A 24,154-nucleotide genomic window follows, 5' to 3' on the forward strand; every position below is an offset into this window, starting at 1 on the left:
GGTCATTACAGCCAGCGCCCCTGGATCGTCTGGCGATAGACGTTGGTCAGCCAGCTGTCGCCGCGCGATTCCGCGCTGAGACCGCGCCCGCGCAGCTGCTGGAAGGCGTCTTGGTAGAAGGGCGACGACTGGAAGTTGTGACCCAGGATCGCGCCCGCCGTCTGCGCCTCGTCCAGCAGGCCCAGGGCCAGATAGGCCTCGACCAGGCGCAGCAGCGCCTCGGGGGTCTGGCTGGTGGTCTGGAACTCCTCGACCACGACGCGGAAGCGGTTCACGGATGCCGCGTAATGCCCCTGTTTCAGGTAATAGCGGCCGATCTCCATCTCCTTGGCGGCAAGGTGATCGAAGGCCAGGTCGAATTTCAGGATCGCGCTGCGGGCATATTCGCTGTCGGGATATTGCTCGATCACCGTGCGCAGCCCTTGCAGCGCCTGAAAGGTCAACCCCTGGTCACGGCCCACGTCGTCGATCTGGTCGTAATAGGACAGCGCCAGCAGGTATTGCGCATAGGCCGCATCCTCATCGCCCGGATAGGCGTCCAGGAACCGCTGCGCCGCGCCGCGCGCCTCCTCATAATTCTGTGCCTTGTGATTGCCATAGGCCTGCATGATCAGCGCGCGCTTGGCCCATTCGGAATAGGGATACAGCCGCTCGATCTCGCTGAAATAGATGACGGCATCGGCGGGACGGCGGGAATTCTCCAACTCGAACTCACCGCGCTTGTAGATCTCCTCGGCGGTGAAGCGGTCCAGGTTCTGCCGCTGCGCCGCGTCCCGGTTGCCGCCGCAGCCGGTCAGGACCAGGCCCGCCAGTGCCGTAGCCATCACCGAAGCCGAGATTTTCGAGCCCGCCATCTTTATCCTGCCCTACGATTTTGCCGATGCGCCGCCCGCCACGGGGCGGCGATGCCGGCATGCTCTAGCACAGAACATCAGGGGGCGCAAAATGGCAATCCGTTGAATTCCGGCATGGTCCGGGACGTCCCGGCATCATTCCGCGGCAAAGACCGCGGCGATTCGGGGGCGCGCATAATCGGCAACGCCCGCACCCGGCAGACGGCCCTCCAGCTCTGGAGAGCACAGCTCCCAGGTCCAGGCGTCGGGGTCCGCGAACAGCGCGCGCAGCAGGCGGTTCGTCATCGCATGCCCGGCCCGGTGCCCGGTATAGCGCGCCAGAAGCGGCGCCCCCGCCAGCGCCAGATCGCCGGTCGCGTCCAGCATCTTGTGGCGCACGGCCTCGTCGGTGTGACGCAGGCCGCCCGGCGACAGGACGCGCCCGCCATCGACGACCACCGCGTTCAGATAGGTGCCACCCAAGGCCAGACCGTTGCGGCGCATCGCATCGACATCCGCCGCCCGGCAGAAGGTACGGCTGTCCGCCAATTCACGCACAAAGGCGCCGTTCGCCATGTCCAGACGCTTTTCCTGATGCCCGATGGCGGCATCGGCAAAGTCGATCTCGAAATCGATCTCCAGGTGGTCGGCGGGGGACAGGCGGGCAAAGGCGTCGCCCTCGCGGACCTCGACCGGGCGCAGCACGCGGATGGCGCGCAGCGGTGCGGCCTGACGCGCGATGCCCGTCTCCAAGATGCCGGCCACAAAGGGGGCGGAGGAGCCGTCCAGAATGGGAATTTCGGGGCCGTCGATCGTCACCAGCGCGTTGTGGATGCCGGTTCCGGCCAGCGCGGCCATGACATGTTCGACCGTCGAGAGGGTGACGCCCTGACCGTTATCCAGCAGGGTGCACAGGCGCGACGGGGTCACGTGATCCCACATTGCCGGGATGTCGACATGCGGAGACAGGTCCGTGCGGCGGAAGACGATGCCGTGACCGGCCGGGGCGGGATGGATGTCCAGACGGGCCGAGGCCCCGGAATGAAGCCCAACGCCCTGAAAGGTCACCGTGTCGTTCAGCGTCGCCTGCATGGTGTGCCTGCCTTCGGAATGTTCTGCGGGGTGCGGATCGCCCCTCGTATCATTCCAGCTAGGTCCGGTCCGCCATGCGTTCAATTAACGTTTTGTAACGGGGTGAAACATTCGGTCGCTGCAACCCTGCAACCTGCGGATGATTTAACTTAAAGGCCTGATATCCATGCAAAAAGGGCCGCCTTGGGGCGGCCCTTTCGTCAGCTTTCCATGCCGGTATCGTGATCCGGCTCAGTTGGCCTGACGGCGCAGGAAAGCCGGGATTTCGACATTGTCCTTGCCGCTGGCATCGGGGCTGGCCAGGTCGTCAAAGTCGGTATCCTGCTGGCGCGCACGCACGGCCACACGCTCGTTCACGCGGTCGGCGATCGAGGAGGCGGCGGGTTTCTGCGCGCCCGGCTGGTCGGTGCCGTGGCCGGCCATCCGCTCCAGCATGCGGCCAAGACCGCTCATGCGGCTGGCGCCACCGGCGGTGGCGGGCTGCTGGGGCTGGGCCGGTGCGCGGCCGTGATTGTCCACGGCGCGGCGCAGACGCTCCATCACCTCGGGGGCGGGCTGGCCGGGACGGGCACCCTGCGGCGCGCGCGGTGCGACAAAGGCCGACGCGTCATCGTCGATGCGCACGGCGGTCTGGCGGGCGCTGTCCTTGGGCTGATAGGCGGGCTGCGGCATGTCCTCCTCGGCGCGGGGCGCTTCGGCACGCAGGGCGGGCGTCTCGGCCACCGGGGGGGCGACACGGCGCGGCGGCATGACGGGCTCCTCGGCGGGTGCGGCGACCTGCGGGTTCTGCGTCAGCGGCGCAGCCATCGTGCGGCGCGGCGAGGGGACCTCGACCGCACCGGCGCCGGCATCGATGCCCGTCGCCACGACCGACACGCGGATCGCGCCGTCCATGTCGGGGTCCAGGGTCGAGCCGACGATGATGTTGGCGTCGCTGTCCACCTTGTCGCGGATGACATTGGCGGCCTCGTCCAGCTCGAACAGGGTCATGTCATAGCCGCCGGTGATGTTGATCAGCACGCCGCGCGCGCCGTTCAGGCTGATCTCGTCCAGCAGCGGGTTGGCGATGGCGCGCTCGGCGGCTTCCTGAGCGCGGTTCTCGCCCGAGGCCTCGCCGGTGCCCATCATGGCCTTGCCCATCTCGTCCATCACGGCGCGGACGTCGGCAAAGTCCAGGTTGATCAGGCCGGGACGGACCATCAGGTCGGTCACGCCCTTGACGCCCTGGTACAGCACGTCGTCGGCCATCGCGAAGGCCTCGGTGAAGGTGGTCTTTTCGTTGGCCAGGCGGAACAGGTTCTGGTTCGGGATGATGATCAGCGTGTCCACGACCTTCTGCAGGGCCTCGACGCCCTCCTCGGCCTGGCGCATCCGCTTGGACCCCTCGAACTGGAAGGGCTTGGTCACGACGCCGACGGTCAGGATGCCCATCTCGCGCGCGGCCTGAGCGATGATCGGGGCCGCGCCGGTGCCGGTGCCGCCGCCCATGCCGGCGGTGATAAAGCACATATGCGCGCCCATCAGGTGATCGACGATGTCCTCGATGGTCTCCTCGGCGGCCTTGGCGCCGATGGTCGGCTTGGCGCCCGCGCCCAGACCCTCGGTCACCTTGGGACCCATCTGGATGCGGCTGGTCGCACGGCTCTGCTGCAGGGCCTGCGCGTCGGTGTTGGCCACCACGAACTCGACCCCGTCCAGCTGCTTCTGGATCATGTTATTGACGGCGTTGCCGCCAGCGCCCCCGACCCCGAAGACGGTGATGCGCGGCTTCAGCTCTTCTTCATCGTTCATCATCAGATTGAGGTTCATGGTATCCGCCTGTTATCGCTGCTTGCTCTGGGAGGCGGGTATGCCGCTCGAATCCCGGTCTTTGATGATCATCGTAACCATTCGGGCCCCTTGCGTCACCCGAAAAAGCCCCGCCCTGCGCAAAATCTGGAGGGTTGGCCCTTGAAATAGGCGGCATCTTGCCACATCCCCATAATATGGTGGGGAAGACCCCACCACGCCCCAGAAACCGGTCGGTCCGCCCCTACCAGTTGTTCTTGAACCACCGATAGGCGCGGCGCAGGCTGCGCCCCGGATAGCGGTCGGCGGGCATCTCGAAATCCCACCATTCGTCCTGCGGATGGGCCGCGAACAGGGCCAGCCCCACAGCGCTGGAAAAGCTGGGATCGGTCAGCTGATGGGCCAGCCCGTCGATGCGCAGCGGCCGTCCGCAGCGGATGTTCGGCCCCAGGATGCGCGCGGCCAGCCCGTCCAGGCCGGGGATCTGGCTGCCGCCGCCGGTCAGCACGATCTGCTGGCTGGGCATGTGGTCGAAGCCCGCCGCATCCAGGACCTCGCGGACATGCTCCAGGATCTCCTCGACCCGGGGACGCATGACGCCGATGACGTCGGCGCGGCTGACCTGGCGGCGATCGGCCTCCCAGTCCCCGGTCTCTCCGCCGACATCGATCATGTCGCGGTCGTCGCGACCCGTGGCCTCGACCCCGCCATTCAGCGTCTTGAGCCGCTCTGCCACGGGCAGGCTGACCCGCAGCCCCTGGGCGATGTCCTGGGTGATCAGGTTGCCGCCGATGGGCACATGGTCCGAAAAGATCATGTGCTTTTTGACAAAGATCGTGACGCCGGTGCCACCGCCGCCGAAATCGACGCAGGCCGCGCCCAGCTCCTGCTCATCCTCGACCAGTGACGCGCGGGCCGAGGCATAGGGCGCCGAGGCGATGCCCGCTAGCTCCAGGTCGCAGCGGCGGATGCATTGCACCAGGTTGCCGATGGAATCGCCGTCCACGGTCAGCACATGCATGTCGCAGAACAGCTTGTTGCCCAGATGGTCGCGCGGATCTGCCAGGTTGCTGCGGTTGTCGACCGCGAAATTCACCGGCTGCGCGTGCAGCACCTCACGGCCGCGGCCGAAATCGGGCGTGTCGCAGGCGGCCAGTACGGATGCCACATCCGCCTCTCCGACCTTGCCCGCGGCCAGCACGATCTCTCCGGCCAGGCCATAGGAGGCGGGCCGCCCCCCGGACAGACAGGCGATGACGTGATCGACCCGCACGCCCGCCAGCTTTTGCGCGGCGGCGACGACGGTACGGATGGCGCGCTCGGTCTCGGCCATGGTCTCGATCTCGCCGCGGCGCATGCCGCGCGACCGGGTCGAAGCCGCGCCGATCACGCGGAAATTCACCTGGCCCGCCATCGGCCCCACGCCGTCGGTCTCGCGGAAGGTGCCGGTCCCGTCGAACCGCAGCACCAGGCAGGCGATCTTGGACGTGCCGATGTCCAGAATGCCGATCACGCCCCGCTGGAGGGCGGCGCGGCGGATGTTCCGCATGGCGCGCTGAGTCTGATACAGGTCTGTCATTCGCCGGTCCCTCCCCTGTTGGTCATCCTTCGGTCTCCTCGGTCAGGATGCTGCCGTCGGGGGCCAGCATCGGCAGACCGCGCGCGGTGCGGATGGTGTTGCGCGCGTCGATGCCAAGGCGCAGGACCGGCCGCGTCGGGTCGCGCAGATCGACGGTGGCGATGTCGCGGCCCAGCATGTCCTCGGCCCGGTCCAGCGCGATGGCGGCCTCCAGCGCGATCACCGCGCCGGTCTGGGGCAGCAGGATGCGCTGGCCGTGATCCAGGACCAGGTCCCACCGCCGCTCGCCGCGCCGCACCAGGCCGCGCACGCGAGGCAGGATGGGACCTGCGGCGTCGAACAGGGCCAGCGCCTCGTCGGTGGCCAGATCGGCCCCCTCTCCGGTGATCATCGGCAGGTCGGCGCGCACATCGCGCGAGGTCACGCTGGCCACCCGGTGCCCGCCCGCATCCAGCATGTCGATGCCGCGCGCATGCCGCCACAGGATCGCGGGTTCGCGTTCCTTGACCACGGCCGACAGGATGCCGCCCGGCTTGATGCGCAGGTCGATGGTCTCGACCGCGTCCAGCTGCAGCACCTGCAGGCGCAGCGCGGCCAGATCGATGTCAAAGCTGGAGGCCGGCAGATCCACCGGCAGCATCGCCCGCAGCGCGCGATCCACGACCGGGGAGGCGCCTTCGATGGTCATCACGCGGACCTGGAATTCGTCACGGCTCTGAACCTTGGTCACGGCGGTGGTGACGGTGTCGGTCAGCATCGCACGCCGATCCTCGTCGGCCAGCCACAGGCCCGCCACCATCGCCAGAACAAAGGCCGGGACGCCGACGCGAAAGACCCGGCGATACAGCGGCGTCAGCCACACCCGCTGCAGGCGGTATTTCAGGCGCGAGGGCGCCGGGTCGCGGCGCTGCCGCCCGGGCGGAGGGGTGATCTGCTTGCCGGGGCGGTGATCGATCACGACCGGCACAGCGCGTCCTCCACCATCCAGCGCATCAGCGCCGGAAAGTCGATGCCGGCATGGGCGGCCTGTTCGGGGGCCAGGCTGGTGGGGGTCATGCCGGGCTGGGTGTTCAGCTCCAGGATGATCAGCCCGTCCAGGCCGCGCGCCTCGTCCCACCGGAAATCGGTGCGCGTCAGGCCGGTGCAGCCAAGCGCCTTGTGTGCGCGCACCGCCATCTCCAGGCAGGCGGCGCGGATGTCCTCGGGGATGTCCGCGGGGATCACGTGGCGCGACCCGCCGACGGTGTATTTCGCGGCGTAGTCATACCAGCCTTCGGTGACGATCTCGGTCACCTCCAGCGCGCGGTCGCCCATCACCGTGGTCGTCAGCTCGCGCCCCGGCGCGTAGGTTTCCACCATCACGCGGGCGGGCATGTCGGGCGACAAAGCGGGCGGCTGGTCGTCCGCGTCATGGACGATATAGACGCCCACGGATGACCCTTCGTCATTGGGCTTGACCACATAGGGGGGCGGGATGACGTGGCGCTGGCGCACCTCACTGGCATCGGCGATCACGCTTTCCACCACCGGCAGGTTGGCCGCGCGAAAGGCCTGCTTGGCGCGGGTCTTGTCCATCGCCAGGGCGGATGCCAGCACGCCCGAATGCGTATAGGGCAGGTTCAGCCAGTCCAGCAGACCCTGCACAGAGCCATCCTCGCCCCACCGGCCATGCAGCGCGTTGAAGACGACATCAGGGGACGCATCGGCCAGGCGGCGGACGATCTCGTCGCCGCGCGCGGTGCCAAGAGCGATCTCGGTCACCTGATATCCGGCCACCCGCAGCGCATCCGCGCATTCGCGCCCCGATGACAGTGACACCTTGCGCTCGGCAGAGGGGCCGCCCATCAGAACCGCGACCGAGTGGGCTGTCCTGCTCGACCTGCCCGCCACTGTTCGCCTTTCGTGCCCGGTTGATCCGGGCTTGATCTGGTCCGCGCCCCCTTGGACGGAGGCGTCATGTCGCAGCAGGATACAAGCAAAGCGCGAACCGCAAAAGCTGAATTTCTGCCGCGCGCGCAGAATGTTGCGCGGGCAGGTTCAGTCGGCGTCCGGGGCCGGGTCGCCGATGCGGATGACCTCCCATTGCAGGTCATGGCCGCTGTCCTCCAGGACGCGGCGGCGGACCAGCTCGCCCAGGGCCTCCAGCTCGGCGGCGGTGGCGCCGCCGGTGTTCAGCAGGAAATTGGGATGCTTTTCAGACATTTGCGCCCCGCCCCAGCTGTGGCCGCGCAGCCCCGCCCGGTCGATCAGCGACCAGGCCTTGAGGTCGTGGACATCATCCGCCTGCCCGGTCGAGCTGAAGCCCGCCGGGTTGCGGAAGGTCGATCCGGCGCTGCGCTCGCGGGTGGGCTGGCTCTCGTCGCGGCGCGCCAGCTGGTCGGCCATCCTGGCGTGCAGGCGGTCCGGGTCGCCCGGGGCCGCGCGCAGGCGGGCGCTGGTGATCACCCAATCGGTGGGCAGATGCGTCTCGCGATAGCCAAAGCGCAGGTCGGCGGGGGTCAGCGTGACCACCTGACCCTGTCGCGTGACGGCCTGCGCGTCGATCAGATGGTCGGCCATATAGCTGCCATAGCAGCCCGCATTCATCCGCACGGCGCCGCCGATGCTGCCCGGGATGGTGCGCAGAAAGGTCAGGTCCAGCCCGGATTCGGCGGCGCGGCGGGCCACCTGCGCATCCAGCGCGGCGGCCCCTGCGGTAACGGTTTCACCCGTGATATCAACGCTGTTGAAGGCGCGGCCAAGGCGGATCACCACGCCGCGGATGCCGCCGTCGCGCACGATCAGGTTGCTGCCCACGCCCATCGGAAAGACCGGCACGGCCGGGTCCAGCGCGGCCAGGAAATCGGACAGGTCGTCCAGATCGGCGGGCTGGAACAGCCAGTCGGCAGGGCCGCCGACGCGCAGCCAGGTCAGGCCGTCAAGGCTTCGGTCGGGGATCAGGCTGCCGCGGGGGGTGGGAAGGTCGATGCTCATGACCGAGGGTGGTAGCCAGCCGCACCGCGCCCGTCAACCGCAACACCGGCGCGCGTTGCGTCGCGGCACCGCCCGGCCCGCGCCGCACGGGATGCCAGTAAATGCTGGCGATAGGGCCGCACCGGGCGTGCACCGGACAGTCACCGCCTGTGCACAGGGCGTACACCGCTTGCGGGCGTTGCGTTCAGGGTTTGGCAACGAACGCCCCCGGTCAGAGGGCCAGCGTCGCCCCGATCAGCAGGGCGGTGACCGCCATCGCCAGCACCGTGACCGCGCCCCAGACCGACCGCCAGACCAGCCGATGGCCGCGCAGCCGCGCGATGGTCAGGCCGGCCAGCATGCCCAGCAGTGCGGGCAGCACGGTAAAGGTCTGAGCCACGATGGCCGCCAGATCGTGAAAGCCCCCCTGCCCCTGTCCCGCGCGAAACAGCTGCAGCGCGATCGCGGCCAGCAGCAGCGCCAGCACCACCAGCGGCCAACGCAGGCGCAGCCGCGCGGCGCCCCAGGCGATGACGCCCGACCCCGCCAGGCACAGGCCCGCGATCAGCCAGGGATTCACCGCTGCGCCTGCGATGCGGGGGGACGGGCACGGCGCGCGGTCGGGCGGGCCAGCAGCATCAGAAGGCCCAGGCCGAAGCCCGCGACCCCCAGCCCCGGCCCCCAATTCAGCGTCAGCCAGCCCAGGGCGGGCACGCCCGCCAGCACCAGCAGCCAGGCCGCGCCCACCTGCCAGCGCCGCGGCAGGCGCGGCATCGCACAGGCCAGCGCCAGCCACAGTCCGGCCAGCAGCAGCGACTGGACCGCCGGATCAGCCGCAGCCCTCACGCGGCGCGGCCCTGCAATCGCGCGGGCAGCGCGTTGGCCCAGGTCGAGATCGTGCCCGCGCCCAGGCAGACCACCATGTCGCCGGGGCGGGCCTGTTCGCGGACCAGCCGCTCCAGGTCGTCCTCGGACAGGATGGCGCGGGCGTGGCGGTGGCCGTGGGCGATGAGGCCCGCCACCAGATCATCGCGCGAGGCGCCGGGGATGGGCTCCTCTCCGGCGGAATAGACGTCGGCGATGGCGACCACGTCGGCCTCGTTGAAGCAGGTGCAGAAATCCTCGAACAGGTTCGACAGGCGCGAATAGCGGTGCGGCTGATGGACGGCGATCACGCGGCCGGTGCTGGCCTGGCGCGCGGCCTTGAGGACGGCGGCGATCTCCACCGGGTGGTGGCCGTAATCGTCGATGATGGTCACGCCGTTGATTTCGCCCACGCGGGTGAAGCGGCGACCGACGCCGCCGAATTTCGCCAGCGCCTCGCGGATCTCGGATTTCTTGATGCCCAGGTGACGCGCCACGGCCACGGCGGCCAGGCAGTTCGAGACGTTGTGATCGCCCGGCATGGGCAGGGTGCAGCCCTCGATCATCGGCACGGTGCCGTCGGTCGCCTCGCCCTGCAGGGCGATGTCGAACTGGGCGATGCCCTTGTCATAGGTCAGGTTCATTGCCCGCACATCGGCCTGCGCGTTGAAGCCGAAGGTGACGACGCGGCGGTCGGTCAGCCGGCCCACCAGCGCCTGAACCTCGGGGTGGTCGGTGCAGCAGACGGCCAGCCCGTAGAAGGGGATCGACGAGGCGAAATTGGTGAAGGCCTGGCGCAGCGCGTCAAAGCTGCCCCAATGCTCCATATGTTCGGGGTCGATGTTCGTCACGATGGCGATGTCGGCGGGCAGGCGGTTGAAGCTGCCGTCGGATTCGTCGGCCTCGACCACCATCCATTCGCCCGCACCGGCCCGCGCGTTGGACCCATAGGCGTGGATGACGCCGCCGTTGATCACGGTCGGGTCCAGCCCGCCCGCATCCAGCAGGGTCGCGACCATCGTGGTGGTCGTCGTCTTGCCATGCGTGCCCGCGATGGCGATGTTCGATTTCAGGCGCATCAGCTCGGCCAGCATCTCGGCGCGGCGGACGATGGGCAGGCCGCGCAGGCGGGCCTCCTCCAGCTCGGGGTTGCCCTTCTTGATGGCGGTCGAGATGACGATCACGCCCGCGCCCGCCACGTTCTCGGCGCGCTGGCCTTCGAAGACGGTGGCGCCCAGGGTCTCAAGGCGGTCGGTGATCTTGGAGCGTTTGAGGTCGCTGCCCTGCACGCGATAGCCAAGCGTCAGCAGAACCTCGGCGATGCCGGACATGCCGATGCCGCCGATGCCCACGAAATGGATGGGGCCCAGCTCTCCGGGCAGTTTGGTGGCAGCATTCATCGCGTGATCTCCTCGACGAGGTCGAATAGGCGGCGCGCCGCATCGGGGCGCGCAAGGGTCAGGGCGGCCTCTGCCATGGCCGTGGCCTGGGCGGGGTCCGTCAGGATCGCGCGGATGTCGCGCGTGAGGTCGTTCGCGTCAAGGACGGATTCCGGATGGACATGGGCCGCGCCCGCATCGGCCAAAGCCTGCGCATTGGCGGTCTGATGATCGCCCGTCGCTGCGGCGAAGGGGATCAGGATCGCGGGCCGCCCGATGACCGTAATGTCGGCCAGAGACGAGGCGCCCGAGCGGCTGATGACCAGATGCGCGGCGGCGATGCGGTCTGGGACGTCGGTGAAAAAGGCCTGAACCTCGGCCGCGACGCTGGCTGTGGCATAGGTGTCGGTGACGCGGGCGGCGTCCTCGGGGCGGGCCTGGTGGTGGACCGTCAGGCGGGCGCGCAGGTCGTCGGGCAGGGCCGCGATGGCGGCGGGCACCACGTCCGACAGGACGCGCGCGCCCTGGCTGCCGCCGATGACCAGAACGCACAGCGGGCCGTCGCCCGGCGCCTGATAGGGGCTGGCCGCGCGGTCCAGGACGGCGCCACGCACCGGGTTGCCGACATGCTGGCCGGTGATGCCCTGGGGCAGGATGGTGGGCCAGGTGCCGCAGGCGACGCGGTGGACGCGGGCCGCAAACAGGCGGTTCACGCGGCCCATCACGCCGTTCTGTTCGTGGATCATGCGCGGCAGGTTCATCAGCTGCGCCGCCGACAAAGCCGGGATGGTCGGATAGCCGCCAAAGCCGATCACCACCGCCGGGCGGTCGCGGCGAAAGGCGCGACGCGCGGCCAGGATGCCCGCCGCGATGCGGAAGGGGGCGGCCAGCTTGCCCGCCAGCCCGCCCCGCGCCGTGGTGGCCGAGGGCACGACCTGACGTTCGACCGCCTGCGGAAAGCCGCCCGCATAGCGCGCGCCGCGATCGTCGGTGGACAGCTTGACCCGCCAGCCCCGGGCCAGCAGCAGCTCGGCCAGGGCCTGGGCGGGGAACATGTGCCCGCCGGTGCCGCCGGCGGCGATCAGCGCCAGCGGCGCGCGCGTTTCCGGGGGCATCAGCGCGCCCGCCGCAGGATTTCGGCGAATTCGCCCTGGGGGCGGGTGCGCGTGAGGGCCAGCAGCATGCCCACCGCGATGCCCGAGGCGATCACCGAACTGCCGCCATAGCTGACGAAGGGCAGCGTCATGCCCTTGGCGGGCAAGAGGCGCACCGCGACGCCCATGTTGATCAGCGCCTGGACGCCGAAGGCGCAGGCCAAGCCGGTGCCCGCGATGCGCGCGAAGGGGTCGCGTTCGCGCACCAGCCGCAACAGCGAGCGCAGCACGATGGTGGCATAGAGGCAGATGATCGCCAAGACCATGACAAAGCCGTATTCCTCGGCCGCGACGGCGATGATGAAGTCGGTATGCGCGTCGGGCAGCGACCATTTCACCGACCCCTCACCCACGCCGACGCCGAAGAAGCGGCCCTCCTGGATGGCGTTGGTGGCGAAATAGATCTGGGTGTTGGCATCGACCTCGGCCGAGAGAAAGCTGTTGATGCGGCGGGCGAAGTGTTCGGAGGCGTTATAGGCGAACAGCCCCCCTGCCCCGGCCAGCGTCGCCACCCCCACGATCACGGCCACGCCCGAGCCCGCCACGAAATACATTACCAGCCAGGAGAACAGGACCAGCGAGGCCTGTCCGAAGTCGGGCTGCAGCGCCAGCAGGACGACGACGACCAACGCGACCCCGAAGGACAACGATCGCCCCGGCGGGCCGCCCGGTTCCTGCGCGGCGGCCATGAACCAGGCGCAGATCGCGACGAAGCCGGGCTTGAGGAACTCCGACGGCTGGATCGAGACGAAGCCAAGGGACAGCCAGCGGGTCGCGCCCTTGCCGAAATCGGTGCCGACCACCGGCAGCGCCACGATGAGCAGGAACGAGACCGCGAATCCCAGCACGCCGATGCGGCGGATCTGGCGCGGGGTCATCATCGAGATGACCAGCATCACCAGAAGACCCATCGCGCCGAAGACCAGCTGTCGCTGGACATAGTAGAATCGCGGCAGGTTGTTCTTTTCCGCCAGGGGGACCGAGGCCGCCAGCCCCAGCAGGATGCCGATGGCAAAGAGGCCCAGGACGCAGGTCAGCGACCACTTGTCCAGGGTCCGCCACCAGCGGGGAAGAATCGGGTCGCCCGCCCGAACGGGCGTCGTGCCGAAGACCATCTCGGTCATGGGAATACCGCCGTCACTGCCTCTGTGTTGTCCGGTTTGCCCGGATCTGTGCGAAAGAATAGCGCGATTGTCGCAGCCGCGCTACCACAGATTGTCCAAGGGCCGGAGCGCCCGCCGGAACGTGATCGCGGGAGGGGGCCGGAGCCCGCAAGCGGCCTCCGGCGCGCTGCCGCCCGGCCTGGCGCCGGCTGCGCCGGCGGGTGCGTCTGTGGTCAGGGGGGGCGCGGGGATCAGCCCAGGGTGGCCAGGGCCGGGAACGTCTCCAGCAGCCAGAAGCTGAAGGCCGAGAAGGCGCCCGTCAGCAGCATCGTGCCCACCAGCACCAGCAGCGCGCCCATGACCCGTTCGATGGTCTTGAGCCAGGGCTTGATGCGGTTCATCAGCCCGATCGCCCGGTCGATGAAGATCGCGGCCAGCAGGAACGGGATGCCCAGGCCCAGCGCATAGACGGCCAGCAGCGCGGTGCCGCGTGACAGTTCGCCCCCGGTCGCGGCCAGGGACAGGATCATTCCCAGCTGCGGGCCGATGCAGGGCGTCCAGCCGAAGGCGAAGGCCAGGCCCAGCACATAGGCGCCGAGCGCCCCGCCGCCCTGCTGGCCCGATTGCAGACGCGCCTCGTGATCCAGGATCGGGATGCGGATGATGTGCAGGAAATGCAGGCCCATGATGATGACCATCACCCCCGCCACCCGCGCCAGCATGTCCTGATATTGCAGGAACGCCCGCCCGAAGGCCGAGGCGGCGAAGCCCATGATCAGGAAGACCGTGGACAGGCCCAGCACGAAGAACAGCGCGGGCAGGACCGCGCTGCGTTCGCGGGTCCTGAGGCCGTTCACCCCCACCCCGGTCATGTAGGCCAGATAGGGCGGCACGATGGGCAGCACGCAGGGCGACAGGAAGGACAGCACCCCCGCCAGCAGCGCCACGAAGGCGGCAGGCAGAAAGGCGGCGGTGGCGAGTTCGATTCCCAACATGCGCGCCACCTTAGCGGCTGGCGGCGCGAAGGACAGGGGCCAAAGCGTCACGGATGCGTGGGCCGGATGCAAACGGGGCGCGGTGTTTCCACCGCGCCCCGTTCGTTGCGTCGTTTTGTGGGCCTTAGCGGCCGGACCACCAACCGCGGCGGCGGGGCTGGGCGGCCTCGTCGGCATTGGCGGCAACCGGCTCGGCGGCCTGGGGCTGCACGGCCTGGGGCTGCGCGGGTTCAGGCTGGGACGCGGGCTCGGACGCCGCGTCCACCGGGGCCAGATCGGCGAGGGGGGCGGCGGCGGCCTGGACCAGCGCCTCGGCCACGACCTCGGGTTCGGGCAGCGGGGCGGCGGGTGCAACCGGCAGGGGGGCCGCGCGGTCGGCATCAGCCTCGTCGGACAGATCGACCACCTCGGGCAGAGGCGCGGCCTCGACCGGCTTACGGCTGCGCGAGCGGGTGCGGGTCCGGCTGCGCGAGCGGCCGGTGGTCGCGTCCTCGGCGGGGGTTTCCTCGGCCGGGGCCTCAACCGGCGCGTCAACCGGGGTCACGGCCTGGGCGGCGACAGAGGGCGCCTCGTCGTCCTGGTCCTGGTCGTCGTCGGACTGGTCGTCCTCGGCCCTCGCATCCTCGCCCTCGGGGCGGTCGCCCGACTTGCGGCGGCGACGGCGGCGGCGGCGGCGCGAGCGGCCCTCTCCGTCCGGGTCGTCCCCACGCTCTGTCGCGGGTTCGGATGCCTCGACCTCGACCTCGGGCTCGGGGGCCTGCTCGACCTCAGGCGTCGCGACATCCTCGTCCTGATCGACCTCGGGCAGGTCCAGATCCTCCTCCTCGTCGATGCTGGCCATCAGGTCGGCATTGACGCCCAGGGGAACATGGCTGGGTTCGGGCAGCACGCGGGTCGCGGTCTTGAACTTCTCGATCGCGAAATCGGGGGAGACCAGCGCCGGGTCGGCCTCGACGCGCACGGAGAGGCCATAGCGCGCCTCGATGCCCGCCACATGCTCGCGTTTCGCGTTCATCAGGAAGTTGGCGACGGCGACCGGCGCCTTGACCAGCACCTCGCGCGAACGTTTGCGCGTGCCCTCATCCTCGATGGCGCGCAGGATGGTCAGCGCCAGGCTGTCATCGCTGCGGATCAGGCCGGTGCCGTGGCAATGCGCGCAGGGCTGCGTGGTCGATTCCAGCATGCCGGGGCGCAGGCGCTGACGCGACATCTCCATCAGGCCAAAGCCCGAGATGCGGCCGATCTGGATGCGGGCGCGGTCGGATTTCAACCGCTCCTTGATGCGCTTTTCCACGGCGGCGTTGTTGCGACGCTCGTCCATGTCGATGAAGTCGATGACGATCAGGCCGGCCAGATCGCGCAGGCGCAGCTGGCGGGCGACCTCGTCGGCGGCCTCCAGGTTGGTCTTGAGGGCGGTCTCCTCGATTGAGCCCTCCTTGGTGGCGCGCCCCGAGTTCACGTCGATGGCGACCAGCGCCTCGGTGATGCCGATGACGATATAGCCACCCGATTTCAGCTGCACGACCGGGTTGAACATGCCGGCCAGATAGCTTTCCACCTGGAAGCGCGCGAACAGCGGCATCTGGTCCTGGTAATGCTTCACGCTGTCGGCATGGGTCGGCATGATCATCTGCATGAAGTCGCGCGCCAGCTGATAGCCGCGCTCTCCCTCGACCAGCACCTCGTCGATCTCCTTGGAATAGAGGTCGCGGATGTTGCGCTTGATCAGATCGCCCTCTTCATAGATGGCGGCGGGGGCGATCGACTTGAAGGTCAGGTCGCGGATCTGCTCCCACAGGCGTAGCAGGTATTCGTAATCACGGCGGATCTCCATCCGGGTGCGCTCGCTGCCGGCGGTGCGGATGATCAGGCCCGCGCCCTTGGGCACGTCCAGCTCATTCGCGATATCCTTGAGCTTCTTGCGGTCGGCGGCGTTGGTGATCTTGCGGCTGATGCCGCCGCCGCGCGCGGTGTTGGGCATCAGGACGCAATAGCGGCCGGGCAGCGACAGGTAGGTGGTCAGGGCCGCGCCCTTGTTGCCACGCTCTTCCTTGACGACCTGGACGAGCATGATCTGGCGGACCTTCACGACCTCCTGGATCTTGTAGCGGCGGGCGCGGGGCTTGCGGGGCGCGCGGACCTCCTCGGTCACGTCCTCGTCGGCGACCGATTCGATCTCGTCGTCCTTGTCGGAGGCGTCCTGGGCCGAGTCGTCCGTCGTCGTCTCGTCGGTCTGCTCGACCGCCTCGGCGCGGGGCTTGCGGCGCGAGCGGCCACGCTCTTCCTCGGCCTCCTGGGCCTCGGCATCGGCGCGTTCCTCGGCCTTCAGCGCCTCGCGGTCGGCCGCGGGGATCTGGTAGTAGTCCGGGTGAATTTCCGCAAAGGCCAGAAATCCGTGGCGATTTCCGCCGTAATCCACAAAGGCCGCCTGCAGCGAGGGTTCGACCCGCGTGATCTTGGCCAGGTAGATGTTCCCGGCGATCTGGCGCCGGTTGGCCGTCTCGAAATCAAATTCCTCGACTTTGGTTCCATCGACCACGACCACCCGAGTTTCCTCGGCATGGGTGGCGTCGATCAGCATTTTCTTTGCCATTGATCTGTCTTTCGCGCAGCCGACGGCCGGGCGGGGCCGGTGGCGCCCCCCGGTTCGGTCTGCGGTATGATGAGGACACGGGCGCGTCGCCGTCGAAGACGTCCGGTCCGGCGGGGCATCCTGCCCGCCCGTCCCGAAGTCTGCCGTCCAAAGCGCGCGTCATCGCGTCTGTTCCCTAGGATGGCCCGAAGCCGTGAAAGGCCGGGCCGCTGTTCGTCGGACCCCTGCGCCGTCCCGCAAGGCGGTGGCACGAGAGGCGTCGGGTTTTCCGCGGGACACATGGCTGCCCGGGTTCGGGATCAGAGGTGCCGCGCTGCGAAACTGTCGGCGTGGGGTCAACCCCCGGTTGCGGGGCAGTCCTACGCGTGCGTTCAGCATAGCGGGGCACGCATGCAAAATTCAATGCCGAAAACGATGTCCGCCCCGGATCGCGGCATTCATGGGCGGTTTTCCGGCACCCGCAACGTCACGCAGGGTTAACGGATTCTTCACGCGCCCGTCGCAGCCTGTGCCTAGACCGGTCGCGACCGGGTAACGGAGAACGCGATGCCGGTGATGCGCCTGGATGCCTGCCAGCCTGTGCCCCCCGCCCTGCGGGAGGCTGCCCGCGGCCTGCCCGCCGGGGCGCCGATCCTGGTGATGGTGCACGGATACCGCTACTCGCCGCAGCGCCCGGCCCATGACCCGCATCGCCACATCCTGGCGCCCGAGGCCGCGCCGGGCCGCATGTCCTGGCCGCAGGAGCTGGGCTTTCGCGGCGATCCGGCCGAGGGGCTGGCCCTGACCCTGGGCTGGGAGGCGCGGGGCCGGCTGCGCGCCGCCTATGACCGCGCGCAGCCGGTCGGCGCGGGTCTGGGGCGGCTGGCCGATGATCTGGCCTGTCTGGCCGGGCGTCCGGTGGGGCTGATCGGGCATTCCCTGGGCGGGCGGGTCGCGTTGCAGGCGCTGGCCCATGCTGCGCCTGGGTCGGTGGGACGGGTCGTCCTGCTGGCGGGGGCCGAGTTCCAGGACGCCGCCCGCGCCGCGCTGGACACCCCCGGCGGCGGCGCGGTCGAAATCCTGAACATCACCGCGCGCGAGAACGACCCCTTTGATTTCGCGCTGGAGCAATGGCTGACGCTGGGGCGCGCGCGGGCCATCGGCGCGGGTCTGGGCCAGCCGCGGGCGCAGTGGCTGGACGTGCAGATCGACGACGCGGCGGTGCTGGACGCGCTGGAGGCCCTGGGCTTTCCGACCGCGCGGGGGGCGCGGCTGATGTCGCATTGGACGCCCTATCGGCGGGCGGGGCTGTTCGCATTCTATCGCGCGGCGCTGTGCCACCCCTGGGCGCTGCCCCTGGGGTTGCTGCGCCATCACCTGCCGGTCCGGGGCCAGCCGCGCTGGTCACGCCTGCTGGCCGGTCCCGCCAAGCTGGGCGGGCTGCGGGCCTAGGCCCAGCCGCGCGCGGATCAGGCGCGTGCCGCGACAGGCCAGGCGCGCGGCCTCCAGCCAGGCGCGATAGGGCAGCACGGTCAGATAGCGCGCCCGCCCCAGCTTGTAGGCGCGCAGGCCCGCCTGAATCTGGGTCGGATGGTCGGACCGCTGCGAGGCGGGCATCGGATCGACAAAGGCCGCGCGCAGCCCGTCCAGGTATTCCAGATCAAAGGCGATGTCCCAGGCCAGCCGCATCGGCATCAGGTCGGTCACGATCCACGTCGCCGCGCGCCGGTCGATGACATAGGCGCCCGCGCCCTTTTCGCGCGTCAGCGCCAGCGCCAGCCGCCGCCCCTGCCCCAGATCGCGCACCGCGTATTTGCGCCCCCGGTTCACGGATGTCAGCCGCAGCAGGTTCCACCATGCCCCCTGAACCGCCGCCCGGTCCAGCACCCCGATCAGGTCGGGGTCAAAGCTGACGTCATCCTCCAGGATCAGGGCCAGATCGGCCCCGCTGTCCAGAAAGGCCCGCGCGCAGGCGGCATGGGACAGATAGCAGCCGACCTCGGGCGGGGTGGTGCGGCGGCCATGCAACAGGCGATAGGCGCGTTCGTCGAATTCGGGGATGGGAAAGGTCAGGGCGCGGCCATCCACGCCCTCGATCCGGGTGAAGGGCAGATCCAGCGCGGCCAGCTGGGCCTGCATCGCGGTCAAGCGGGCTTGCGCGCCCGCCATGTTGATCAGATAGACAGCCAGGTGCCGCCCCGACAGGGGCAGCACCGTCCCCGCGTCAGAGGGCACGGTCGTCATCGGACGACTTGGGCGTGGGCAGGGCGTGGTCACGATACAGTTTCGCATTGCCCAGCAGGAAGGCGAACAGCAGGACCGGCAGGCCGAAGGTTTTGAACCAGACCCAGGTGCTGTCGGTCATGGAGCGCCAGACCAGCTCGTTCGCACCGGCCAGCACCACGAAGAAGATCGCCATGCGCAGGGTCAGCTTGCGCCAGCCCTCGGCATCCATCGGCAGGGCCTCGGACAGGACCGCGCCCAGCCAGTTGCGGCGCAGCGCCAGGCCCGTGCCCAGGATGACCGCGAACAGCAGGTAGATGATCGTCGGTTTCAGCTTGAAGAAGCGCGGATCGTTCAGCCAGATCGACATGCCGCCGAAGACGATGACCAGGACCAGCGTGGCGACCTGCATCGGCGCCAGCTTGCCGGTGATGCGCCACTGAATCGCGGTGGTCAGGATCAGCGCGGGGATGAAGGCCAGCGTGGCCAGGATGAACCCGCCATAGGCCTGCCCCGCGATGGCCACGGTGTCGTTGCGATACAGCATGAATACGGCAAAGAACAGGATCAGCGGGCCGAATTCCAGCGCCGGCTTGACCCAGGGTTTCGTGTTTTCCATCCGGTCTGCCTTCCTGTGACCGCCCCTCAGGCGGCGAATTCCACGATGACCGCGCCCAGGGCGATCAGCGCCATCAGCGCCACGCGGCGCGGTCCCACCTTTTCGCCCAGGATCAGCCAGCCCACAAGGGCCGCGAAGACGGTCGAGGTCTCGCGCAGGACGGCCGCGCGGCCCACATCGTCGATGCGCGTGGCCAGCATGACCGAGCCGAAGCTGGCAAAGGCCACCACCGCGCCCAGCGCGCCCCGCCTGGCCAGGGGCGCGATCTCGGCGCGCGGCAGGGCGGCCAGGCGGCGCCAGGTCCACAGCGGCATGAACAGCCCGTCCAGCACAAAGAACCATGCCAGGAATGTGAACGGATCGGCGGCCAGGCGGATGCCCCAGGCGTCATAGGTGGTATAGGCCGCGACCGTCACGCCCGTCACCAGCGCCCAGGCCAGCGCCGGGACCAGCGTGTCGCGCCCCACCGTCAGCCGGCGCAGGCTGTTCAGCGCCAGCCCGAAGATGCCGCCCACCAGCAGCCCCAGCCCCAGCCACTGCACCGCGTTGAAGCGTTCGTCAAAGACCACCATCGCGACCAGCACCACCACCAAGGGCGCCGATCCGCGCACGACCGGATAGACGACCGTATAGGCGCCGCGCTGATAGGTGTGGGCCTGAGCGACCTTGTAGGCGATGTGGATGCCCATCGCGCCCGCCAGCACCGGCCACAGATGCGGTTCGGGCCAGGGCACCAGGAACAGCGCAACCGGCAGCGCCATCAGCAGGTAGGACGCGTCGATGGCCGCGCGGCTGATCCAGGGATCGTGGCGGCCCTTTTGCAGCGCGCCGAAGACCGCGTGCAGAAAGGCCGCCGTGATCGCCAGGATCGACGCCAGCCGCGCGCCCTGCTCGGTCCCCGAAATCTGGATGATATAGTCGCCCATGCCGCGTGATGGACCGGGCTTGCAGAATGTGCAAGCGGCCTCAGTCCAGGCGGATCGCGGCCAGGATCGGGCCCGGCAGGGCGCGCTTGCCCTGCATCTGCTGGATCAGCACGGCGTGGCGGGTGTCGGGAGGATAGGCGCCGCCCTCGACCAGCTCGGCCCGGACGGTCAGGCGCAGCGGCTGCTGGCCGTCCCAGCGCGACAGATGCTCCAGCCCCAGCACGACATTGGAATAGACGACGCTGCGGCCCCGGTTCTCTCCGGCGCGGACATCGACGCGGCGTTCGGGAGCATAGCGGATCAGCACAACGTCGACGGCGCCGCCCAGATCGGACAGGGGCTGGACCTCGATGGCCTCGCCGCGCTCGGTGCGGTCGCGGCGGATGCTGACCAGGGCGGGGGCAAAGCGGTGCTGGTCGATCAGCCCCATCAGCTGCGCCGGCCCCGGAGAGACCGAGGTGTCCTGACCCTCGACGATCATCTGCGGCGTATAGACCGACCGTTCGCCCGCCGCATGGGCATAGGCGGTCTGGCGGTCGGTGAATTCGGGCCGCGCGAAACTGTCCGCCCAGCCCAGATAGTCCCAGTAATCGACGTGATAGGACAGCGCCAGCACATCCCCCTGCCCCGCCAGCATGGTCAGCATGGCATCAGCAGGCGGACAGTTGGAGCAGCCCTGCGAGGTGAACAGCTCGACCACCACCGGCACGCCCGCGCCCGGCAAATCGGCCGAGACCGGGGGCGCGGCCTCCATCGCGGCAAAGCCGTTGATGCCGCCGGCCTCGGTCATGGGCAGTCCGGGGGCCAGCATCGACGCGGGCGATTGCCGCCCCGGATCGTCGGGCGCCAGGATCAGCGGCGCGTCCTGGCCGGATTGCTCGAACCCGCCGCGCGACTGGACCCCGCCGTCGGAGGGCGGCGCGGCGGTGGTCGACATGCCCGACCGCGCGCCGACCGCATCCGCCGTCTGCGCCAGGGCCGGTCCGCCCGCCAGCAGCAGCGCCGTCACCAGCACCCCCATCAGGGTCCGGGGCGCAAAGCGCTGCGTCAGGGCGGTCAATGGGGTCAGGTCGGGTTTCACACCGGACGTGATAGCGGCTGGCGGTCGCAAAGGCCAAATCAAGGCTTCGTCAGCGCGGGTTCAGGGGGGATGCGTGCCTCTTGAGCAACAGATCGGAGTATGGTATGCAATCGCATACAATTCACGACGCAACCCTTGCGCGATGCCCCCCGATGGGGCAAAGCAAGGCATACGCCGGACCCATCCATTCTTGCAGACAGGGAGGCCTTGATGCCCATCCAGACCGGAACCGACACCGCCAAGACGCGCCGCACGCTGAGCGCGGGCGCGCAAAGCGTCGATTACTATTCGATCGCCGCCGCCACCGAGGCGGGGCTTGGCGATTTCTCGAAACTGCCGGCCGCGCTGAAGGTCGTGCTGGAGAACATGCTGCGCTTTGAGGATGGCGGCCGGACCGTGTCCGTCGACGACATCAAGGCCTTTGCGCAATGGGCGACCGATGGCGGCAAGTCCAGCCGCGAGATCGCTTACCGCCCGGCCCGCGTGCTGATGCAGGACTTCACCGGCGTTCCCGCCGTGGTCGACCTGGCGGCGATGCGCGACGGCATCAAGGCCCTGGGCGGCGATCCGCAGCAGATCAACCCGCTGAACCCGGTCGATCTGGTCATCGACCACTCGGTGATGATCGACGAATTCGGCACCCCCCGCGCCTTCCAGCGCAATGTCGAGCTGGAATACGAGCGCAACATGGAGCGGTACACGTTCCTGAAATGGGGCCAGAAGGCGTTCAACAACTTTCGCGTGGTCCCGCCCGGCACCGGCATCTGCCACCAGGTGAACCTGGAATACCTGGCCCAGACCGTCTGGACCGATACCGATCAGACCGGTGCGACCGTCGCCTATCCTGACACGCTGGTCGGCACCGACAGCCACACCACCATGGTCAACGGCCTGGCCGTCCTGGGCTGGGGCGTGGGCGGCATCGAGGCCGAGGCCGCGATGCTGGGTCAGCCGATCTCGATGCTGATCCCCGAGGTGGTGGGCTTTGAGGTGACCGGCGCGCTGGCCGAGGGCGTGACCGCCACCGACCTGGTGCTGAAGGTCGTCCAGATGCTGCGCGCCCACGGCGTCGTCGGCAAGTTCGTCGAATTCTATGGCGAGGGCCTGGACCACATGCCGCTGGCCGACCGCGCGACCATCGCCAACATGGCCCCCGAATACGGCGCCACCTGCGGCTTCTTCCCGATCGATGACGAGACGCTGCGCTATCTGCGCCAGACCGGCCGCGAGGAGGACCGCATCGCCCTGGTCGAGGCCTATGCCAAGGAGAACGGCTTCTGGCGCACGGCGGATTATGCGCCGGTCTATTCCTCGACCCTGTCGCTGGATCAAAGCACCGTCGTTCCCGCCATTTCCGGCCCCAAGCGTCCGCAGGACCACGTTCCGCTGACCGACGCGTCCCGCGCCTTTGGTGAATACATCCGCGGCATGCGTCCGGCCGCCTCGGTGCCCGCCGACCAAAAGGCCAAGATGACTGCCGAGGCCGGATCGCCCGATCCGGCGCCCGCCGAGATCCCCGGCGGCAGCCACGGCCACCTGAACACCGCCAAGGTGGACGGTGAGGATTACGAGCTGCGCGACGGTTCGGTCGTGATCGCGTCGATCACGTCCTGCACCAACACCTCGAACCCCTATGTGCTGATGGCCGCCGGTCTGGTGGCGCGCAAGGCCCGCGCCCTGGGCCTGACGCGCAAACCGTGGGTCAAGACCTCGCTGGCACCCGGATCGCAGGTGGTCGAGGAATACCTCAAGGCCGCGAACCTGCAGGAAGACCTGGACGCCCTGGGCTTCAACCTGGTCGGCTTCGGCTGCACCACCTGCATCGGCAACTCGGGTCCGCTGCAGCCCGAAATCTCCAAGGCCGTGAACGACAACGACCTGGTCGCCGTGTCGGTCCTGTCGGGCAACCGCAACTTCGAAGGGCGCATCTCGCCCGACGTGCGCGCGAACTATCTGGCCAGCCCCCCGCTGGTCGTGGCCTATGCCATCGCGGGCGACATGAACATCGACGTGACCAAGGACCCGCTGGCCTACACGCCGGACGGCAAGCCGGTCTATCTGAAGGATATCTGGCCGACGTCGAAGGAGGTCGCCGAGCTGGTCGACACCATCGTCACCCGCGAGATGTTCCAGGCCAAATACGCCGACGTCTTCAAGGGCGACGAGCGCTGGCAGGGCGTCGAGATCACCGACAGCGAGACCTATGACTGGCCCGCATCGTCGACCTACATCCAGAACCCGCCCTATTTCCAGGGCATGTCCAAGGATGCGGGCGTGATCCACGACGTCAAGGGCGCGCGCGTCCTGGCGCTGCTGGGCGACATGATCACCACCGACCACATCAGCCCCGCGGGTTCGTTCAAGCCGACCACCCCGGCAGGCCAGTACCTGACCGAACGCCAGGTCGCGCCGCGTGATTTCAACAGCTACGGCTCGCGTCGTGGCAACCACGAGATCATGATGCGTGGCACCTTCGCCAACATCCGCATCAAGAACGAGATGCTGGACGGGGTCGAGGGCGGCTTTTCCAAGGACGCGTCGGGCAACCAGGCCGCGATCTATGACGCCGCGATGTCCTATGTCGAACAGGACACCCCGCTGGTGATCTTTGGCGGCATCGAATACGGCGCGGGCTCCAGCCGCGACTGGGCGGCCAAGGGCACTAACCTGCTGGGCGTCAAGGCCGTCATCGCCGAGAGCTTTGAGCGCATCCACCGCTCGAACCTGGTCGGCATGGGCGTCATCCCGTTCGAGTTCACCAACGGCGACACCCGCAAGACGCTGAACCTAACCGGCGACGAGACCGTGTCGATCGAGGGTCTAGCGGGCGACTTCAAGCCGCTGTCGCAGGTCGCCTGCACGATCACCTATGCCGACGGCACGGTGAAGCAGATCCAGCTGAAGGCCCGCGTCGATACCGAGGTCGAGATCGACTATCTGAAAAACGGCGGCGTGCTGCATTACGTGCTGCGCAACCTGGCCGCCGCCTGATCT

The 24,154-nt window shown here is 68.8% G+C and carries 20 protein-coding genes; 2 read left to right on the forward strand and 18 right to left on the reverse strand.

Annotated features, from left to right (window positions below; genetic code table 11):
• Positions 1-5: 5 nt before the first annotated feature.
• The 14 genes from ABS73_RS01020 to ABS73_RS01085 all read right to left on the reverse strand — a co-directional run bounded on the left by ABS73_RS01020 (position 6) and on the right by ABS73_RS01085 (position 16,332).
• Complete coding sequence (locus ABS73_RS01020) at positions 6-854, reverse strand: outer membrane protein assembly factor BamD (protein WP_277022544.1); 849 nt, start codon at positions 852-854, stop codon at positions 6-8.
• A gap of 135 nt (positions 855-989) precedes the next feature.
• Positions 990-1,925 (reverse strand): UDP-3-O-acyl-N-acetylglucosamine deacetylase, encoded by a 936-nt coding sequence (gene lpxC, locus ABS73_RS01025; RefSeq protein ID WP_277022542.1) that lies wholly within the window; start codon positions 1,923-1,925, stop codon positions 990-992.
• A gap of 231 nt (positions 1,926-2,156) precedes the next feature.
• Positions 2,157-3,734 carry a cell division protein FtsZ gene (gene ftsZ / locus ABS73_RS01030; protein ID WP_277022539.1) on the reverse strand — a complete coding sequence of 526 codons (1,578 nt, stop codon included), beginning with the start codon at positions 3,732-3,734 and terminating at the stop codon, positions 2,157-2,159.
• A gap of 223 nt (positions 3,735-3,957) precedes the next feature.
• The gene (gene ftsA / locus ABS73_RS01035; protein ID WP_136857256.1) at positions 3,958-5,292 is read right to left on the reverse strand and encodes a cell division protein FtsA; all 1,335 of its coding nucleotides are present in this window, start codon (positions 5,290-5,292) and stop codon (positions 3,958-3,960) included.
• Positions 5,293-5,314: 22 nt separating this feature from the next.
• Entirely contained in the window at positions 5,315-6,259 is a 945-nt protein-coding gene (locus tag ABS73_RS01040; RefSeq protein WP_277022537.1) for a cell division protein FtsQ/DivIB, read from the reverse strand.
• Positions 6,247-7,137 (reverse strand): D-alanine--D-alanine ligase, encoded by an 891-nt coding sequence (locus ABS73_RS01045; RefSeq protein ID WP_277022535.1) that lies wholly within the window; start codon positions 7,135-7,137, stop codon positions 6,247-6,249. The genes ABS73_RS01040 and ABS73_RS01045 overlap by 13 nt, the downstream gene beginning before the upstream one ends.
• Before the next feature lie 192 nt (positions 7,138-7,329).
• Positions 7,330-8,265, reverse strand: a complete 936-nt coding sequence (murB, locus tag ABS73_RS01050; RefSeq protein ID WP_277022532.1) for a UDP-N-acetylmuramate dehydrogenase — start codon at positions 8,263-8,265, stop codon at positions 7,330-7,332.
• 211 nt (positions 8,266-8,476) lie between these two features.
• Positions 8,477-8,824, reverse strand: coding sequence for a hypothetical protein (locus ABS73_RS01055; protein WP_277022530.1), 348 nt, complete (start codon positions 8,822-8,824; stop codon positions 8,477-8,479).
• The gene (locus ABS73_RS01060) at positions 8,821-9,090 is read right to left on the reverse strand and encodes a DUF2484 family protein (protein WP_277022528.1); all 270 of its coding nucleotides are present in this window, start codon (positions 9,088-9,090) and stop codon (positions 8,821-8,823) included. The genes ABS73_RS01055 and ABS73_RS01060 overlap by 4 nt, the downstream gene beginning before the upstream one ends.
• Complete coding sequence (gene murC, locus ABS73_RS01065; RefSeq protein WP_277022526.1) at positions 9,087-10,508, reverse strand: UDP-N-acetylmuramate--L-alanine ligase; 1,422 nt, start codon at positions 10,506-10,508, stop codon at positions 9,087-9,089. The genes ABS73_RS01060 and murC overlap by 4 nt, the downstream gene beginning before the upstream one ends.
• Positions 10,505-11,602, reverse strand: a complete 1,098-nt coding sequence (locus ABS73_RS01070; protein ID WP_277022525.1) for a UDP-N-acetylglucosamine--N-acetylmuramyl-(pentapeptide) pyrophosphoryl-undecaprenol N-acetylglucosamine transferase — start codon at positions 11,600-11,602, stop codon at positions 10,505-10,507. Before ABS73_RS01070 ends, murC begins: the two co-directional genes overlap by 4 nt.
• Positions 11,602-12,765 carry a putative lipid II flippase FtsW gene (gene ftsW / locus ABS73_RS01075; RefSeq protein WP_286693378.1) on the reverse strand — a complete coding sequence of 388 codons (1,164 nt, stop codon included), beginning with the start codon at positions 12,763-12,765 and terminating at the stop codon, positions 11,602-11,604. The genes ABS73_RS01070 and ftsW overlap by 1 nt, the downstream gene beginning before the upstream one ends.
• A gap of 230 nt (positions 12,766-12,995) precedes the next feature.
• Positions 12,996-13,739, reverse strand: a complete 744-nt coding sequence (locus ABS73_RS01080) for a cytochrome c biogenesis CcdA family protein (protein WP_136857248.1) — start codon at positions 13,737-13,739, stop codon at positions 12,996-12,998.
• A gap of 124 nt (positions 13,740-13,863) precedes the next feature.
• Entirely contained in the window at positions 13,864-16,332 is a 2,469-nt protein-coding gene (locus ABS73_RS01085) for an Rne/Rng family ribonuclease (RefSeq protein ID WP_277022520.1), read from the reverse strand.
• A 546-nt stretch (positions 16,333-16,878) separates the two neighbouring features.
• Here ABS73_RS01085 and ABS73_RS01090 point away from each other — a divergent pair.
• Positions 16,879-17,763 (forward strand): lipase family protein, encoded by an 885-nt coding sequence (locus ABS73_RS01090; protein ID WP_277022518.1) that lies wholly within the window; start codon positions 16,879-16,881, stop codon positions 17,761-17,763.
• Here ABS73_RS01090 and ABS73_RS01095 read toward each other — a convergent pair.
• From ABS73_RS01095 to ABS73_RS01110, 4 genes are read right to left on the reverse strand one after another with little or no spacing between them, the layout of a single operon-like run.
• A complete protein-coding gene (locus ABS73_RS01095; RefSeq protein WP_277022516.1) occupies positions 17,716-18,555 on the reverse strand; it encodes a glycosyltransferase family 25 protein in 840 nt (279 codons plus the stop codon). The genes ABS73_RS01090 and ABS73_RS01095 overlap by 48 nt on opposite strands.
• Positions 18,536-19,153 (reverse strand): inner membrane-spanning protein YciB, encoded by a 618-nt coding sequence (locus ABS73_RS01100; protein WP_277022514.1) that lies wholly within the window; start codon positions 19,151-19,153, stop codon positions 18,536-18,538. Before ABS73_RS01100 ends, ABS73_RS01095 begins: the two co-directional genes overlap by 20 nt.
• Before the next feature lie 26 nt (positions 19,154-19,179).
• Positions 19,180-20,079, reverse strand: coding sequence for an EamA family transporter (locus ABS73_RS01105; RefSeq protein ID WP_277022512.1), 900 nt, complete (start codon positions 20,077-20,079; stop codon positions 19,180-19,182).
• Positions 20,080-20,119: 40 nt separating this feature from the next.
• Positions 20,120-21,139 (reverse strand): DUF1223 domain-containing protein, encoded by a 1,020-nt coding sequence (locus tag ABS73_RS01110; RefSeq protein WP_277022510.1) that lies wholly within the window; start codon positions 21,137-21,139, stop codon positions 20,120-20,122.
• 231 nt (positions 21,140-21,370) lie between these two features.
• On the opposite strand from ABS73_RS01110, the gene acnA reads away from it, so the two are divergent.
• Positions 21,371-24,151 carry an aconitate hydratase AcnA gene (acnA, locus tag ABS73_RS01115; RefSeq protein ID WP_277022509.1) on the forward strand — a complete coding sequence of 927 codons (2,781 nt, stop codon included), beginning with the start codon at positions 21,371-21,373 and terminating at the stop codon, positions 24,149-24,151.
• Positions 24,152-24,154 lie beyond the last annotated feature (3 nt).

Source organism: Paracoccus sp. SCN 68-21 (genome assembly GCF_001724535.1).
Lineage (GTDB): Bacteria > Pseudomonadota > Alphaproteobacteria > Rhodobacterales > Rhodobacteraceae > Paracoccus > Paracoccus hibiscisoli.

Bases quoted from the DNA above. Each gene is read 5' to 3' on its own strand.
- ABS73_RS01080 (WP_136857248.1), bottom strand. From the start codon at position 13,739: ATGTTGGGAATCGAACTCGCCACCGCCGCCTTTCTGCCTGCCGCCTTC.
- ABS73_RS01100 (WP_277022514.1), bottom strand. From the start codon at position 19,153: ATGGAAAACACGAAACCCTGGGTCAAGCCGGCGCTGGAATTCGGCCCG.
- lpxC (WP_277022542.1), bottom strand. From the start codon at position 1,925: ATGCAGGCGACGCTGAACGACACGGTGACCTTTCAGGGCGTTGGGCTT.
- ftsZ (WP_277022539.1), bottom strand. From the start codon at position 3,734: ATGAACCTCAATCTGATGATGAACGATGAAGAAGAGCTGAAGCCGCGC.
- ABS73_RS01070 (WP_277022525.1), bottom strand. From the start codon at position 11,602: ATGCCCCCGGAAACGCGCGCGCCGCTGGCGCTGATCGCCGCCGGCGGC.
- ABS73_RS01045 (WP_277022535.1), bottom strand. From the start codon at position 7,137: ATGGGCGGCCCCTCTGCCGAGCGCAAGGTGTCACTGTCATCGGGGCGC.
- ABS73_RS01020 (WP_277022544.1), bottom strand. From the start codon at position 854: ATGGCGGGCTCGAAAATCTCGGCTTCGGTGATGGCTACGGCACTGGCG.
- ftsW (WP_286693378.1), bottom strand. From the start codon at position 12,765: ATGACCGAGATGGTCTTCGGCACGACGCCCGTTCGGGCGGGCGACCCG.
- murC (WP_277022526.1), bottom strand. From the start codon at position 10,508: ATGAATGCTGCCACCAAACTGCCCGGAGAGCTGGGCCCCATCCATTTC.
- ABS73_RS01085 (WP_277022520.1), bottom strand. From the start codon at position 16,332: ATGGCAAAGAAAATGCTGATCGACGCCACCCATGCCGAGGAAACTCGG.
- acnA (WP_277022509.1), top strand. From the start codon at position 21,371: ATGCCCATCCAGACCGGAACCGACACCGCCAAGACGCGCCGCACGCTG.
- murB (WP_277022532.1), bottom strand. From the start codon at position 8,265: ATGAGCATCGACCTTCCCACCCCCCGCGGCAGCCTGATCCCCGACCGA.
- ABS73_RS01090 (WP_277022518.1), top strand. From the start codon at position 16,879: ATGCCGGTGATGCGCCTGGATGCCTGCCAGCCTGTGCCCCCCGCCCTG.
- ABS73_RS01105 (WP_277022512.1), bottom strand. From the start codon at position 20,079: ATGGGCGACTATATCATCCAGATTTCGGGGACCGAGCAGGGCGCGCGG.
- ABS73_RS01095 (WP_277022516.1), bottom strand. From the start codon at position 18,555: ATGACGACCGTGCCCTCTGACGCGGGGACGGTGCTGCCCCTGTCGGGG.
- ftsA (WP_136857256.1), bottom strand. From the start codon at position 5,292: ATGACAGACCTGTATCAGACTCAGCGCGCCATGCGGAACATCCGCCGC.